Genomic DNA, 15,441 nt, shown 5'->3' on the forward strand with positions numbered 1-15,441 from the left:
CCGCCTTGCCGGAACTGGTCATCACCGTTGCCCGGTTCGGGTTCCTGATCCTGCTGTGGATCTTCGTGTTCACGGTGGTCGGGGTGATCCGTAGGGACCTCTTCGCGGGCGCCCGGTCCGGTCGTCTGGTGGCCGCGCCACGCGCGGTGGGCGCCTCGACGGGGCAGGGGGCCAAGCCAGCGAAGGTGAAACGGGGCAGAGCGGCGCACCAACTGGTAGTGACGGCCGGTCAGCTGGCCGGCACCAAAATCACTCTCGGGGAAGCGCAGATCACCATCGGTCGGGCTGAGGACTCCACCCTGGTCATCACCGACGACTACGCCTCCGCGCGACACGCCCGGCTCATGCCGCGTGAGGGGCAGTGGTACGTCGAGGACCTCGGCTCGACTAACGGCACGTACCTCGATCGCGCTAAGGTCTCCGGACCAACCCCCGTCCCCCTCGGCGTGCCGATCCGGATCGGCCGCACTTCCCTCGAATTACGGCCATGACTCTGACCCTGCGCTATGCGGCCCACAGCGACCGCGGTCTGATCCGAGACGGCAATCAAGACTCCGTCTACGCCGGGCCGCGGTTACTCGCCGTTGCCGACGGCATGGGCGGTATGGCCGCCGGTGACGTCGCCAGCAACATCGTCATCGGTGCCATGGCGCCGCTCGACGAGGACGTCCCAGGGGACGCTCTCGTCGACGCGTTGCGTTCGGCAGTGGGCACCGCCAACCAACAACTCCGCGACACAGTGGACGCCAACCCGCAGTTGGAGGGGATGGGCACCACGCTGACGGCGACCCTCTTCACCGGCAGCAAGCTGGGGATGGTCCACATTGGCGACTCGCGGGCCTACCTGCTGCGCAATGGCGAGTTCGCGCAGATCACCAAGGACGACACCTACGTCCAGATGCTGGTCGACGAAGGCCGCATCAGCGCCGAGGAGGCGAGCAGCCACCCGCAGCGGTCGCTGCTCACCCGTGCCCTCGACGGTCGGGACATCGACCCGGAATACTCGGTCCGCCAGGTCATGCCCGGCGACCGGTACCTGATCTGCAGCGACGGCCTCTCGGGTGTGGTCAGCGCCGAAACCATCGGCGAGACCCTGCGGGAGTACACCGACCCGCAGCAGTGCGTCGAGCGGCTGGTGCAGCTCGCGCTGCGCGGCGGTGGGCCGGACAACATCACGGTGATCATCGCCGACGCCACCGACCAGGACATCGTCGAGGCGACCCCGATCGTGGGCGGCGCCGCCGCCCGGGACCGGGGCATGGCGACCTCCGCCGACGACTCGACTCCGGCCGCCCGAGCGTCGGCGCTCTCCGCGCCGCGTCCGGCCGCGCCCGAGGAGCCGGCGGCCTCCGACGATGACGCCGATCGGCCGAAGCGACGCCCGGTCCGGACCGCCGCCATGGCGCTGGCCCTGCTGGTGATCGTCGGCGGTGCGTCGTTCGGCGGTTGGACGTACACCCAGCGGCAGTACTACGTGGGAGCCACCGAAGAGGGCCAGGTTGCCGTCTTCCGCGGTGTCCAGGGTCAGATCGCCGGGATGGACCTGTCCAGCGTGCACCGCCGCAGCGGCACCCGCCTGGACGACCTCACCGTCGCCGCCCAGGACACCGTCAAGGTCGGCATCCGGGCGAAGAGTGAGCCGGACGCCGAGCGTCAGCTCGCCGAGCTGACCAGCGACACGCCGAGCAACCCCAACCTGAAGCCGCTCTGCCCGCTCGACCCGACCGCCGTCGGGGTCACCACGCCGACGCCGACGCCGAGCCCACTCGGTTCGACGCCGACCCCGAACGGCAGCCCGAGCGCCAACGCGTCGCCGACCCCCAACGGGGTCGTCAGCGCAAGCCCGACCGTCGGTGCCACCACCGCTCTCGGTGCTGCCGGCGCGACCACCACACCCGACGTCACGCCCTCCGACTCGGCCCCGCCGGCGCTCGACCCGGCCGGCTGCCGGTCTCCTGAGTGAGCGTCGGCTGAGATCCTGAGGACTCCACCCGTGACCGTAGCGGCCACACCGGCACCCTCGCCCGCCACCGCGGGCGAGCAATCCGGCGTACGCCTGGCGCGGTCGCGCCGCAACGCCGAGCTGTACCTGCTGTTGCTCGCGATGGTGCTGGTGGCCGCGTACGGGGCGACCGTCGAGGCGAACCTGCTGGACACGGTCACCCCGGACTTCTGGATGCCGGCAGCCGCGCTCGGCGCGGTCTTCCTCGGCCTGCACCTGGTCATCCGGTTCCTGGCCCCGTTCGCCGACCCGGCGCTGCTGCCGGCGGTGGCCCTGCTCAACGGGCTCGGGGTGGGCTTCCTGCGCCGGATCGACCTGGGCGACGCCCCCGTGGCCGAGCGGGAGAGCCTGGCCGTCTTCGCGGGGCAGGGCGGGCGTCAGCTGGCCTGGACGCTCGGTGCGGTGATCCTCGCCGCCGGCCTGCTCGCGATCATGCGCGACCACAGGTCGATCTCGCGGTACGCGTACACCCTGGGGTTGGCCGGTATCGTGCTGGTGATGATCCCGGCGGTGCTGCCGTCGAGCATCTCCGAGATCAACGGCGCGAAGCTGTGGGTCCGGGTCGGCAGCTTCTCCATCCAGCCGGGTGAGTTCGCCAAGCTGGCGCTGCTGGTCTTCTTCGCCTACTACCTGGTGCGCAAGCGTGAGGTGCTCTCGCTGGCCAGTCGGCGCTTCCTCGGCATCGACTTCCCGCGTGGCCGCGATCTCGGGCCGGTGGTCGGCGTCTGGCTGATCAGCGTCCTGGTGCTGGTCTTCGAGAAGGACCTGGGCACCTCGCTGCTCTACTTCGGCATGTTCGTGGTGACGCTCTACATCGCCACCGAACGGGTCAGCTGGCTGCTGATCGGCCTGGTCCTCTTCTTCGGCGGCGCGTACCTCGCCTACGTCCTCGGCTCGACGGTCGGCGGGCCGTTCGCCAACTTCTACGTGCGGGCGGAGATCTGGCTCGACCCGTTCGCCGACCCGACCAACAAGGGCTACCAACTCGTGCAGGGCCTGCTGGCCCTGGGCACGGGCGGGCTCTTCGGTGCCGGGCCGGGCGGCGGTCAGCCGGAGATCCTGCCCGAGGTGCAGAACGACTTCATCTTCGCCGGCATCGGTGAGGAGATCGGCCTCTTCGGCCTGTCCGCGCTGCTGGTCGTCTACCTGCTCATCGTGGAGCGCGGGCTGCGCGCCGCGCTGGCGGTACGCGACTCGTTCGGCAAGCTGCTCGCCGGCGGTCTCGCGTTCACCCTCGGCCTCCAGGTCTTCGTGATCGTCGGCGGGATCAGCAAGCTCATCCCGCTGACCGGTCAGACGACCCCGTTCCTGTCCGCCGGAGGGTCGTCGTTGATGGCCAACTGGCTGCTCATCGCGGTGCTGCTGCGGGTCTCCGACGGAGCCCGCCGACCGGTGACCGGAGGGGGCGGCGGCAAGGCGGCTCGTCCCAGCGGTGGCCCGCCCGAGCAGCTGCACGGTGCTCCCACGGAGGTGATCAAGCCGTGAACGCACCCCTGCGCCGCGTTGGCGTCGTCGTCATGGTCCTGTTCGGTCTGCTCTTCGCCAACCTCAACTGGATCCAGGCCTACAAGGCGGACGAATACCGGACCAGCGACTACAACGGTCGGGTCCAGGTCGCCGAGTACGACCGCAAGCGCGGCAATATCGAGGCTGGCGGCACGGCCCTGGCGACCAGCAAGGAGACCACCGGCAACCTGAAGTTCCGGCGCATGTATCCCAGCGGCGCCAAGTACGCCCACGTGCTCGGTTACAAGCCGGTCAACCTGGCCGACCAGGGCATCGAGCGAGCCGAGAACGACTTCCTGGCCGGCACCAGCGACCAGCTGATCGGCGACCGGTTGAAGGACATGTTCACCGGCGACGACACCGGCGGCGGCAACGTGCTGCTCTCGCTCTCCAAGCGGGCCCAGGACGTGGCGTACGACCAGCTGCGCAACAACGAGGTGGGTGCGAAGCGGGGCGCGGCGATCGCCATCGACCCGCGTACCGGTGCCGTCCAGGCGCTGGTCTCCATGCCGAGCTTCGACCCGAACCCGCTGGCCAGCCACGACACCAACGAGGCGACGGTGGCGTACAAGAAGCTGGAGCAGGACCCGGCCGAACCGCTGAAGAATCGCGCGCTCGACGAGACACTGCCGCCGGGCTCCACCTTCAAGATCGTGGTTGCCGCGGCGGCGCTCGAGAACGGCATCACCAAATCCACCCAGATCCCGGCCGGTTCCAGCTGGACCCCGCCCACCTCGGGCACCCCGATCAAAAACGCCGCCGCCTCGATCTGCCCGGAGCCGAAGGTCACCCTGCTGGAGGCGGTCACCGAGTCGTGCAACACCGGCTTCGCGCAGCTCGGCGTGCGACTCGGAGCCGACACCATCAAGGAGAAGGCCCGGCAGTTCGGCTTCGAGCAGGAGGACCTCACCGTCGGTCATCTCGGTGAGGGCGGCCTGCCCACGGCGGCCAGTCGGACCGGCGACATCCAGAACCCGGACGGCAGCACGGATCCGGCCGCGCTGGCCCAGTCCTCGATCGGCCAGAACAACGTCCGGATGACCCCGCTCGAAGGTGCCATGATCGCTGGCGCGATCGCGAACAACGGCAGCCAGATGCGGCCGTACCTGGTGCGGCAGCTGCTCGCGCCGGACCGGACCACCAGCTACTACAGCGCGAAGGCGCGGGAGCTGCGCCAGCCCGTCGAGCCGCAGGTCGCCGCCGACCTGCGCGAGATGATGGTCAGCGTGGTCCAGAACGGCACCGGCAAGAAGGCCGCGATCAACGGCTACACGGTCGGTGGCAAGACCGGCACCGCCCAGTCCGCCCCGGACCGGCCGGACCACGGCTGGTTCATCGGCTTCGCCCTGGACAAGAACGGCAACCCGGTCTCCGCTGTCTGCGTGATGCTGGAGCAGGCCGGCCCCGGTGGCAGCGCCGAGGCGGCGCGGATCGCCGGCCAGATCATGAAGGCCGCCATCGCCGACCCAGGGGGTCGCTGACATGCTCAGCCCCGGCGTGCAGCTCGGCAACCGCTACCGTCTCGACGAGCGGATCGCCAGCGGCGGCATGGGCGACGTCTGGCGCGGCACCGACCAGGTGCTCGGCCGGACGGTCGCGGTGAAGAGCCTGCTCCCCGCCCTGCTCGACGACCCGGACTTCGGCGAGCGGTTCCGTGGCGAGGCCCGGACCATGGCCACCATCAACCATCCCGGCGTGGTGGACGTCTACGACTTCGGCAACGACCAGCAGATCGCCTTCCTGGTCATGGAGTACGTCGAGGGTGACGCCCTGTCGTCCACGTTGAGCCGGGTCGGCCGGCTCACCCCGGCGCGGACGATGGCCCTCGTCGCGCAGGCCGCCGACGCGCTGCACGCCGCCCACGAAAAGGGCATCGTGCACCGCGACGTGAAGCCGGGCAACCTGTTGGTCCGGCCGAACGGCACACTGGTGCTGACCGACTTCGGCATCGCCCGCTCCGACATGGTCGGCCAGCTCACCGCCGCCGGTTCGGTGCTCGGCACCGCCTCGTACATCTCACCGGAGCAGGCCACCGGCGGCGTGGCCACCCCGGCATCCGACGTCTACGCCCTAGGCGTTGTCGCCTACCAGTGCCTGGCCGGTCGGCGGCCGTTCGAGGGCGACAACCCCCTCGACATCGCGATGCGGCACGTCCGGGAGACCCCCCGGCCACTGCCGGCCGACATCCCTCCGCAGGTGCGCGCTCTGGTCGAACGGGCGCTGGCGAAGGATCCTGCCGCCCGCTGGCCGAGCGCCGCGGCACTCGCCGGGGTCGCCCGCCAGCTCAAGGCCGCGCTCTCCCAGCAGGCTCGGGCCGGCGCGAACTCCGGGCCGGTGTCCGCGGCGCCCGCCTCGCCGGCCGCGCCGGGCCGGGCTCAGGTGCCGCAGGCGCACCAGATGCGTCCGCCGGCCGCCCGCCCGCCGGTGGCCGGAGCGAGGCCGACCGCTGTCGCACCCGCCCAACAGCCACGCCCCACCGCCGTCGCGCCGGCCGTCCAGCCCGTCCGCCCGCAGGGGGCCCCTAACGGCTACCCACGCGGTGCGGCATCGGTGCCGTCCGGGCCGCCCCGGCAGGAACACCCGCCGGCGTACGTCCGGCAGGCCGGCCCGGCGACGCCGTCACCCCAGCCCCAGCGGTCCCGGCCTGGAATGGTGCTTCTCGCCATCCTGCTGGCCGTGCTGGTCCTGCTCTGCTCTGGCGTGATTTCCTACAACCTGCGGAAGCAGTCGCAGGCCGGCGTATCCGCCGAGCTTGCGCCGCGCACCGTGACGTCCGGCGCGCTACGACTCGACGGGCGCGACGATCCGACCCGGACGTCGTACCGTCGAGAGGTACGACTCCAGCCGGGCGACGGCGGGACGACGACGAGCGAAGGACGACAGACGCGATGACAGCGCAGGCCCGCCTGCTCGGTGGCAGGTACCAGGTCGGCGAGCTGCTCGGCTATGGCGGCATGGCCGAGGTGCACCGTGGTCGCGATCTCCGGCTCGGTCGGGACGTCGCGATCAAGATGCTCCGCACCGACCTCGCCCGGGACGCGACGTTCCAGATGCGGTTCCGTCGGGAGGCGCAGAACGCCGCCTCGCTCAACCACCCGGCCATCGTGGCGGTCTACGACACCGGCGAGGAGACCGCGCCGACCGGTGAGACGCTGCCGTTCATCGTCATGGAGTTCGTCAACGGGCGGACCTTGAAGGAGGTCCTCGGCGCCGAGGGGCGACTGCAACCGCGCCGTGCGCTGGAGATCTGCGCCGACATGTGCGCCGCCCTGGAGTTCAGCCACCGGCACGGGATCATCCACCGGGACATCAAGCCCGGCAACGTGATGCTCACCCAGACCGGCCAGGTCAAGGTGATGGACTTCGGCATCGCCCGGGCGTTGGCCAGCGGTGCGACCACCATGACCCAGACCAGCGCAGTCATCGGTACGGCGCAGTACCTCTCCCCGGAGCAGGCGCGCGGCGAGGCCGTCGACGCCCGCTCCGACGTGTACGCGGCCGGGTGTGTGCTGTTCGAGTTGGTCTGCGGGCACCCGCCCTTCGTCGGGGACAGCCCGGTCAGCGTCGCCTACCAGCACGTACGGGAGACGCCGCCGACGCCGAGCGACATCAACCCGGACGTCACCCCGGCGGTCGACGCGATCGTGCTCAAGGCGCTGTCGAAGAACCCGCTCAACCGCTACCAGAGCGCTGGCGAGATGCGGGCCGACCTGCTCCGCGCCGCCGCCGGCCGGCCCGTGCTGGCCACCCCGGTGCTGCGCGAGGCGGAGACGGTGGCGATGGCCCCGGCCGGCGGTGGGGGCGGCTATCCGGCTCCCGGCCGTGGGCCGCAGACCGGGCAGATCCCGGCCCGGGTGGGCGATCCTCGTCAGCGCAAGGCGTCCTCGTTCCTGATCGCGTTGTTCAGCGCGGTCGGCGTGCTGGCCGTGATCGCCCTGGTCGCCGCCCTGCTCTGGGACCAGCAGAAGGGCAACGAGCTGAAGTCGGTGCCCACCCTCACCGGCAAGGCCCGGGACGTGGCGATCGCCGAGATCCAGAAGGCCGGTCTGTCCCCACAGGTGGGTGACCCGGTGCGGGCAAGTGACTGCACCGAGGGCACTGTCGTTCAGCAGAACCCGCTGCCGACCACCCAGGTGAGGCAGAACGGCACGGTCACCATCCAGATCTGTGGCGGTAAGCCCGAGGTGCGCGTTCCCGCCGGGCTCAAGGGCAGCAAGCAGGAGAGCGCCATCGCCCGGCTCACCGAGGCGAAGCTGAAGTACGAGCTCGTGCCGGTGAACGCCGAGGCGAGCCAGGACGAGGTTCTCAGCGTAGACCCGCCTGAAGGTGAGAGCGTTCCCGAGGGCACGAAGGTGAAGCTCACGGTCTCGAAGGGCAACGTCCGCGAGGTGCCGGATGTCGTCGGGTTGGGCCAGGAGGAGGCCACCCGCGTCCTCAAGAACGCCGGCTTCATTGTCGCCGTACAGGACGGGCCGGAGGTGCCCGCCGACCAGGCGGGGAAGGTCACCGACCAGAGCCCGAACGGCAACGACAAGAAGCCCACCGGCACGAAGGTGACCATCAAGGTGAGTCAACCCGAGCCGGAGACCGACCCGACGCCGACGACCACACCGACGACCACACCGACGGGCACGCCGACCACTCCCGGCGGCGGGGGCGGCATCGGTCTGCCGATCCCACCCCCACCGGGCCGGCCCCAGGACTAGGCCACCCGCGGGCATCGGCATGACCGAGGCGGCAGCGTCCCCGGCCGAGGCGGTACGGCGGTGGCCTCGCCGCCTCCGCCGGCTGGCCGTCGCAGGTCTCGTCGTACTGGTGCTCGCCAGTTCCCCGTGGCTGTGGACGACGCTCGCCGCACGCGGGCACGTGTACGCCGCCGCCGACGCGCCGGCCGCCGACGTGGTGATCGTGCTCGGCACCGAGGTGGCGGCCGATCGGCAGCGACCGGGTGACCGTCTCGCCGGCCGCCTGGACACCGCCGCCGAGCTGGTGACCAGCGGGCGGGCCACTGTCGTCCTCGTGTCGGGCGACGGCGGCGGGGCGTCCGGCGACGAGCCGGCGGTGATGACGACGTACCTCGCCGAGCGCGGCGTCGACAGGCGTCGGGTGGTGGCCGACCCGTTCGGCCTGGACACCTACGACAGCTGCGCGAGAGCGCGCGAGGTGTACGGCGTCGAGCGGGCCCTGATCGTCACCCAGTCGTACCACCTGTCCCGGGCGGTGACGCTGTGCCGGCAGCTCGGCGTCGACGTCGACGGGGTGACCGCCCGCTGTGACGGTTGCGGCGCTGCCCTGCTGGCCGAGAAGTCGGTCCGGGACTACTTCGCCAGTGGCAAGGCGGCGTGGGACGCGGTGCGCGGCCGACCGCCGGCGGTGCGTTCGCCAGCGAATTCTGCGGTCCAGGACGCGCTGCGAGGCTGACCGGGCAGGTACGGGGTCCCGACGATCCGGTGACCGGGCGCTGACGTCCCGCCCTCAGGCGGTGGCGAAGGCTGCCAGACGACGCGCGTCCACCTCGGCGGCCAGCGCGGGTGCCCGCTCCAGCGCCTCGGGGTGACCGCAACTGGCCAGCCAGTTCGCCAGCATCAGGTGGCCGCCCTCGGTGAGCACCGACTCCGGGTGGAACTGGACGCCCTCGATGGGCAGCGTCCGGTGCCGCATCGCCATGACCACGCCGGAGCCGGTCCAGCCGGTGACCTCCAGCTCGTCGGGGAGCGTCTCGGGCAGCACGGCGAGCGAGTGGTACCGGGTGGCGGTGAACGGATCGGGCAGACCGGCGAGCACGCCGACCGAGTTGTGGCGTACCTCGGAGGTCTTTCCGTGCAGCAGTTCGGGGGCGCGCGTCACGGTCGCCCCGAACGCTTCGCCGATCGCCTGATGGCCGAGGCAGACGCCGAAGATCGGCAGTTTGCCCGCGTACTCCCGGATGACGTCCAGGCAGATGCCGGCCCGGTCCGGGCTGCCCGGCCCGGGCGACAGCAGGATGCCGTCGGCGCCAACCGTGCCGACCTCGGCGACGTCGATCTCGTCGTTGCGGCGGACCTCGCAGTCCACGCCGAGCTGGCCAAGGTACTGCACCAGGTTGAACACGAAGGAGTCGTAGTTGTCGATCACCAGGACGCGCATGGTCACCTGCTCGGGGAGGGGGGCGCTGGGTTGTTCTGGTCGGTGTCGTACGGCAGTTCGTGCTCGTCACCGGCCGGGGTTTCCCCGGTCACCGGGTCGCCGCCGCCACCCGTCTCGGCAGGTACGCCGGACTCGACCTGCACGTCGTCGAAGGGCAGCAGGGGCTCGGCCCACGGGAAGGCGACGTACCACAGCAGGGCCACCGTGGCGGCCACCAGGAGCACCGAGCCGGTCAGCTTCCCGACCACGCCGAACGGCAACTTGCGCCAGATGAACGCGTACATCGGGTCAGCCTTCCAGCTCCGCCGGGCGGCCCGCGGACTTGGGTTGGGTGCGGTCCAGTTCGGCGTGGATGATCAGGCGCTGGTAGTTGTCGAACTTCGGGTTGCACGTGGTGAGGGTGAGCATCCGCTTGGTTGCCTTCTTGTCCGGTTGGCCGGGCACCGGCGCCACCACCTCGACCTGGGTCGGCCGGACGATCCGGGACTGCGACACCCGGTAGACGTACCAGTCGGTCTTGCTCTCGACCACGATCGGGTCGCCCTCATTCAGCTCGTCCAGCCGCCAGAAGGTGGCCCGGTTGCGGTGGCCGGCGACGGAGAAGTTGCCGACCTGGCCGGGGAGCGCGCTGGTCGGGTAGTGGCCGGGGGCGAAGCGGATGTCCTCCTGAGTGACGCCCTCTACGACCACCCAGTTCTTGTCGAGCTTGGGGATGTAGAGGCCCGCGAGCGGCTTTCCGCGTACCGGTGGGGACGGTTTGACGCTCGGGCCGACCGACGGGGCCACCGTCGGGTCGTCGGTCGGACCCCACGCCTGGGCCAACTCGTTGTTGAGCTCGTTCTGGTGGGCGTCGACGATCGCCGACTTGCCCCAGACCTCGTAGCCGGCGAAGAGCAGGACGACCAGGCCGAAGGTGATCAGGACTTCGCCGGTGACACGGATGCCGGTGCGCAGTCGCGAGCCGAACGACGGGCGGGTCAGCTCGGAGTAGACGCTCTTGTAGCCCTCGCCGGTCTGGTGCGGCCGGAGTTGCACCACCCGCTCGCCGCGTCGGGGTTGGGGAGGGTCGGCAGGGCTGGCACCGGTCGGCTCATCCGGGACGGCGATGCGGGGGACGGCACCCATCAACGCTGTCGAGTCCATGGTCGGCGGTCTGCTGGCAGGAGCGGCGGGCACGGCCGGAATCATCGCGGTGGCGGCCGGGTCCGCGCCGCGATCCACGCCAGCGCTCGGCGGCACCCGGCCCGGCCCGGTCGGCGGCACCCGGCTGGGCCCGGTCGGCGGGAAGCCCTCCGGCCCGGCCGCTGCGACGCGGTCGGGGGCGGGCGGGGAGACCGGGGAGTCGGTGGGTCGGGCTGGCCGAGCGGTGACCTGCGGGATGTACGCGGTCGGTGAGTCGGCCAGCGGCGGCGTCGAAGGGCCTGAGGAGACCGGCCGGCTCGGCGCGCCAGGGGCCGCCGGACGGGTTGGCATCGGCACCCCACCGGGCGTGGCCGGAGGGGTCGGTGCGGCACTGGGCGCAGGGGGTCGGGTCGGGGCGGCGCTGGGCGCGGGAGGTCGGGTCGGGGCGTTGCCGGGGGCAGCGGGCCGAACCGGGCCCTGGTTGCCGGCGGCCGGCCGGCCGGGGGTGGTCGCGGGGGGAACCCCGGCCCCGCCGCGCGAGCCCGCCCCGGCAGTTGCGCTGCCCGGCCAGGGCGGCGGCGCTTCGGCACCCGGGCGGCCCGGGGGCCCGGTCGGCTCGGGTCGAGTGGCGCTCGGTGGCGGCTGCTGGGTTCGCGGCGGCTGCTCAGGTCGTGGCGGCTGTTCGGCTCGCGGCGGCTGTTCGGCTCGCGGCGGCTGCAGCACCGGCTCGGGCCAGTTGCCGGCCGGGGTCGGTCGGCCCGGTGCCGACTCGGGTCGGTCGACCTTGGGCAGAAAGGCGGTCGGCTCGTCGGTATGGTCCCGGTGTCGCCCGTCGCGTCGCTCGTCCGGCCCGCTCACTTGGGCACCGTAGCCGAGCGCAGGGCTGTGGAATCCTCGAATGCGGGAACTCGCACCGTGGAGGCAGTCTCCTTGTAGCCAAGCTGGTAGTCGTCGACCGCGTCCTTGAACAACCGGACTCCCTGAGAGCTGGCGAGGGCCTGCTGGAGGGCAGCGGGATCGCCGATCGCTACGATCTTGAACGGTGGGGAGTACACCCGGCCGTGAAGGAGCAGGGTGTTACCGACGCAGCGTACCGCGCTGGTGGTGAGCACGCGGACATTCATGATTGACATGGCCTCGGCCCCGCCGGCCCAGAGCGCGTTGACCACCGCCTGCACGTCTCCCTGGTGCACCACCAGGTCGTCGTTGCTGGCGTCCGACTGCGTCTGGTCGAGCTGGGGCGCGTCGTTCAGCTCGACGGTGACCCCGGGCCCGCTCAGGGCGGTGAACCCGGCGTCCTGGAGGCTGCCCTGGGCGCGATTCTGCTGAGCCTTGATCGGGGCGTCCGAGCCGGCCAGCGTGTTGGTCCGTTGCTCGACCTCGCCGCGCAGCTCGGCGGCGCGGCGCTCGCTGGCGGCGACCTGTTCGCGGCGGTCCTCGATGAGCTGGTTGAGCTGGGGGCGTCGGTCCTCCCGGAGAGAGGTGCCGCCTGCGGTGGTCGCGGTGGTGGTGAAGAGCAACCCGGCCGCCGCGGCGATCAGGGGCACCCCGATCGACCAGCCCGGACGGCGTTGGCGCGGTCGCCGGGGCAGCAGCCCGGCGGCGGCCCGTCGGAGGACCTTCTGCCAGGAGGTTGCGCCGGATGTGTACTCCACCGAGCGTTCCTTCCGCGTGTCGGGGATCGGTCCGTGCCGGCTGGGCCGGTGCGAACAGTCCCGCCTCTTTCGGTCACTCCGTGCACCGGCCTGACCCCATTCGTGGTCCGGGCGGCCAATCGGGACTACGCTAGCTCTCGAACATTATTGGCCATGGACCGTCGCCCCCGCGCCCGGTTGTCAGGCCGGACGAGGTCGTCACCCCTCTGGAGAGCGCCGTGCCCAAGTCTCAGGTCCGTAAGAAGAAGGTGTACACCCCGCCGACGGACGTGCGTCCGACGACGACGTCGTCGTCGCGCAAGCCTAGCCCGGTGTGGTTGCCGATCACCGCGGTCGCCTTGATCGTCGTCGGCATCGGCTGGCTGGTGCTCTACTACCTGTCCGAGCAGGAGTACCCGGTCATGGCGTGGGGTTACTGGAACCTCGCCGTCGGCTTCGGTGCGATGGTCGCCTCGCTGGCGTTGCTCTCTCGCTGGCGCTGATCCGCCGACCGTCGCGTCGGCGGTCCCACGTCACCCCGTCGAGCCCCTGCCCAGCGGGATCGGGTGGGGCCCCCTATGGTGTGCGCAGGCAGCGCGGCCTACTGCGAGATGACTCACGTTACCGCTGGGTAACCTTCGCGTAGGCTGCACTGCATGACCGAGCACAGCGAGGTCATCAGGCAGCAGACCGGGGAGGCCAACTCGATGGGCAGCGTCCAGATCGTCACCACGATCCTCGCAGCCGCCATCACCGCCGTGGCGGTGTGGCTTGCGGTGCGTGCGGTCCTGAAGATGGTGGCAGTCATCCGGCTCGGGCAACCCGCGCCGGAGCGGTTCTCCGACAAGGTCGCCCGCGCCAGGACGATGCTCGTGGAGACGGCCGGCCACACCCGGATGCTCAAGTGGGGCGTGGTGGGTGCCGCGCACTGGTTCGTGATGGTCGGCTTCGTCGTGCTGTCGCTGCTGGTGCTCGAGGCGTACTTCGAGGTGGTCACCACCGACGGTGGTCTGCCGATCATCGGGCACTGGACGATCTTCGGTCTGGTCACCGAGATCATCGGGGTGCTGGGTCTGGTCGGCATCCTGGTGCTGATGGCGATCCGGCTGCGCAACCGGCCGACCCGCCCGGGAGGGCGGTCCCGGTTCACCGGCTCGACCATGTGGCAGGGCTACTTCGTCGAGTGGATCGTGCTGCTGGTCCTGATCTTCGGCTTCGTGATCCGGGGCTTCAAGGTCGCCACCGACCACTTCGAGTTCCCGTTCTGGGCCACCCCGGTCAGCCACGCGGTCGGCGCGGTGCTGCCCGACTGGGCGGACGGCGTCAGCGTCGCCGCGGCCATCAAGATCATCATTTCGATGACGTGGCTGATCGTCATTTCCCTGAACGTCACCATGGGCGTCGCCTGGCACCGCTTCCTGGCGTTCCCCAACATCTTCTTCAAGCGGGAGCCCGCCAAGCCGGCCGGCTCCGGTCTCGGCGCGCTGCGCCCGATGACGAGCCAGGGCAAGCCGCTCGACTTCGAGGAGGCGGACCCGGAGAAGGACCAGTTCGGCGTCGCCCACGTCGAGCAGTTCAGCTGGAAGGGCCTCCTGGACTTCAGCACCTGCACCGAGTGCGGTCGCTGCCAGTCGCAGTGCCCGGCCTGGAACACCGGCAAGCCACTGTCGCCGAAGCTGCTGGTGCTGAGCCTGCGCGACCACGCGTACGCGAAGGCGCCCTACCTGCTGGCCGGCGGCGGCAAGGACCTGACCGGCGAGGAGAAGGCCACCCAGGCGCAACTCGCCCACCTGGACGTGCTGGCCCTCGCCGAGGCCGACAAGCCGTTGATCGGCACCGCCGAGGAGGGCGGTGTCATCGACCCGGACGTGCTCTGGTCCTGCACCACCTGCGGTGCCTGCGTCGAGCAGTGCCCGGTGGACATCGAACACGTCGACCACATCGTCGACATGCGCCGCTACCAGGTCCTGATCGAGTCGAGCTTCCCCTCCGAGGCCGGGGTGATGCTGCGCAACCTGGAGAACAAGGGCAACCCGTGGGGCGCCCCGCAGAACACCCGCGAGGACTGGACCAAGGGTCTGGACTTCGAGGTGCCCCGGGTCGGCGAGGTGGACGACTTCGAGTACCTGTTCTGGGTCGGCTGCGCCGGCGCGTTCGAGGACCGGGCCAAGAAGACCACCCGCGCAGTGGCCACGCTGCTCAACGAGGCGGGCGTGAAGTTCGCGATCCTGGGCGAGGGCGAGACCTGCTCCGGCGACCCGGCGCGACGGATCGGCAACGAGTTCGTCTTCCAGATGCTCGCCCAGCAGAACGTGGAGACGTTGAACGAGGCGTTCGAGGGTCGGGAGAAGGCCAAGCGCAAGATCGTGGCGACCTGCCCGCACTGCTTCAACACCCTGGGCAACGAGTACGGGCAGCTCGGCGGGGAGTTCGAGGTGGTACACCACACGCAACTGCTCGCGCACCTGGTCGCCACCGGCAAGCTCACGCCGGTGCAGCCGGTCGACGGCGGTGTCACCTACCACGACCCCTGCTACCTGGGTCGGCACAACCGCGTCTTCGCGGCCCCCCGCGAGGTCCTCGGTGACGCCATCGCGGGCGACCTGACCGAGATGCCGCGTAACAGCGAGCGCTCCTTCTGCTGCGGTGCCGGCGGCGCCCGGATGTGGATGGAAGAGAAGATCGGCAAGCGGATCAACGTGGACCGGGTCGAGGAGGCCATGGCCACCGGGGCGAAGACGGTAGCGGTCGGCTGCCCGTTCTGCTCGACGATGCTCAGCGACGGAGTCAACGGCAAGGGCGCAGGCGAACAGGTCGAGGTGATCGACGTGGCCACCGTGCTGCTCCGCTCGGTCAAGCCCGAGCAGCCGCAGGGCGGCAAGGAGACCGCGCCGATCGGCGGCTGAGACGCGTACCTCCGGGATCTGTTCATCGACGGGGGCCTCTGGTTTTGGCGGTGTGCCCCGGGGGGCGTAGCCGCCCCGACCGCGGGGCCCGCCTTGTGTGTGGGTTGGGGAGTGCTAACGGCAGAAATCCAGACACCACAAATTG

Annotated in this window: 13 protein-coding genes; 9 read left to right on the forward strand and 4 right to left on the reverse strand. The window is 70.9% G+C overall.

Going from position 1 to position 15,441, the window contains the following annotated elements:
- Positions 1 to 5 precede the first annotated feature (5 nt).
- Genes AB0B48_RS02550 through AB0B48_RS02580 form a run of 7 tightly spaced genes read left to right on the forward strand, consistent with a single transcriptional unit; the run spans position 6 to position 8,929 of the window.
- The gene (locus tag AB0B48_RS02550) at positions 6 to 491 is read left to right on the forward strand and encodes an FHA domain-containing protein (RefSeq protein ID WP_355004608.1); all 486 of its coding nucleotides are present in this window, start codon (positions 6 to 8) and stop codon (positions 489 to 491) included.
- Positions 488 to 1,963, forward strand: coding sequence for a protein phosphatase 2C domain-containing protein (locus tag AB0B48_RS02555; protein WP_357194798.1), 1,476 nt, complete (start codon positions 488 to 490; stop codon positions 1,961 to 1,963). The genes AB0B48_RS02550 and AB0B48_RS02555 overlap by 4 nt, the downstream gene beginning before the upstream one ends.
- A gap of 30 nt (positions 1,964 to 1,993) precedes the next feature.
- Positions 1,994 to 3,487 carry an FtsW/RodA/SpoVE family cell cycle protein gene (locus AB0B48_RS02560; RefSeq protein WP_355495355.1) on the forward strand — a complete coding sequence of 498 codons (1,494 nt, stop codon included), beginning with the start codon at positions 1,994 to 1,996 and terminating at the stop codon, positions 3,485 to 3,487.
- Positions 3,484 to 4,989, forward strand: a complete 1,506-nt coding sequence (locus tag AB0B48_RS02565; protein ID WP_357194801.1) for a penicillin-binding protein 2 — start codon at positions 3,484 to 3,486, stop codon at positions 4,987 to 4,989. The genes AB0B48_RS02560 and AB0B48_RS02565 overlap by 4 nt, the downstream gene beginning before the upstream one ends.
- Before the next feature lies 1 nt (position 4,990).
- Positions 4,991 to 6,400, forward strand: coding sequence for a protein kinase (locus tag AB0B48_RS02570; protein WP_357194804.1), 1,410 nt, complete (start codon positions 4,991 to 4,993; stop codon positions 6,398 to 6,400).
- Entirely contained in the window at positions 6,397 to 8,214 is a 1,818-nt protein-coding gene (pknB, locus tag AB0B48_RS02575; protein WP_357194807.1) for a Stk1 family PASTA domain-containing Ser/Thr kinase, read from the forward strand. The genes AB0B48_RS02570 and pknB overlap by 4 nt, the downstream gene beginning before the upstream one ends.
- A gap of 19 nt (positions 8,215 to 8,233) precedes the next feature.
- Positions 8,234 to 8,929: an ElyC/SanA/YdcF family protein gene (locus AB0B48_RS02580; RefSeq protein ID WP_357194810.1), complete on the forward strand. Its 696-nt coding sequence runs from the start codon at positions 8,234 to 8,236 to the stop codon at positions 8,927 to 8,929.
- Positions 8,930 to 8,983: 54 nt separating this feature from the next.
- On the opposite strand, the gene AB0B48_RS02585 is transcribed toward AB0B48_RS02580, so the two are convergent.
- The 4 genes from AB0B48_RS02585 to AB0B48_RS02600 all read right to left on the reverse strand — a co-directional run bounded on the left by AB0B48_RS02585 (position 8,984) and on the right by AB0B48_RS02600 (position 12,411).
- Positions 8,984 to 9,634: an aminodeoxychorismate/anthranilate synthase component II gene (locus AB0B48_RS02585; protein ID WP_357194813.1), complete on the reverse strand. Its 651-nt coding sequence runs from the start codon at positions 9,632 to 9,634 to the stop codon at positions 8,984 to 8,986.
- 2 nt (positions 9,635 to 9,636) lie between these two features.
- A complete protein-coding gene (locus tag AB0B48_RS02590) occupies positions 9,637 to 9,918 on the reverse strand; it encodes a hypothetical protein (protein ID WP_238687886.1) in 282 nt (93 codons plus the stop codon).
- A 4-nt stretch (positions 9,919 to 9,922) separates the two neighbouring features.
- The gene (locus AB0B48_RS02595; protein ID WP_357194825.1) at positions 9,923 to 11,548 is read right to left on the reverse strand and encodes a class E sortase; all 1,626 of its coding nucleotides are present in this window, start codon (positions 11,546 to 11,548) and stop codon (positions 9,923 to 9,925) included.
- 62 nt (positions 11,549 to 11,610) lie between these two features.
- The gene (locus AB0B48_RS02600; RefSeq protein WP_357194816.1) at positions 11,611 to 12,411 is read right to left on the reverse strand and encodes a DUF881 domain-containing protein; all 801 of its coding nucleotides are present in this window, start codon (positions 12,409 to 12,411) and stop codon (positions 11,611 to 11,613) included.
- A gap of 218 nt (positions 12,412 to 12,629) precedes the next feature.
- Here AB0B48_RS02600 and AB0B48_RS02605 point away from each other — a divergent pair, with 218 nt between their 5' ends.
- Complete coding sequence (locus AB0B48_RS02605) at positions 12,630 to 12,893, forward strand: cell division protein CrgA (RefSeq protein WP_112583988.1); 264 nt, start codon at positions 12,630 to 12,632, stop codon at positions 12,891 to 12,893.
- 204 nt (positions 12,894 to 13,097) lie between these two features.
- Positions 13,098 to 15,296 carry a (Fe-S)-binding protein gene (locus tag AB0B48_RS02610; RefSeq protein ID WP_357194828.1) on the forward strand — a complete coding sequence of 733 codons (2,199 nt, stop codon included), beginning with the start codon at positions 13,098 to 13,100 and terminating at the stop codon, positions 15,294 to 15,296.
- Positions 15,297 to 15,441 lie beyond the last annotated feature (145 nt).

The sequence above is a fragment of the Micromonospora sp. NPDC049089 genome, from assembly GCF_040648775.1.
Classification (GTDB): domain Bacteria; phylum Actinomycetota; class Actinomycetes; order Mycobacteriales; family Micromonosporaceae; genus Micromonospora.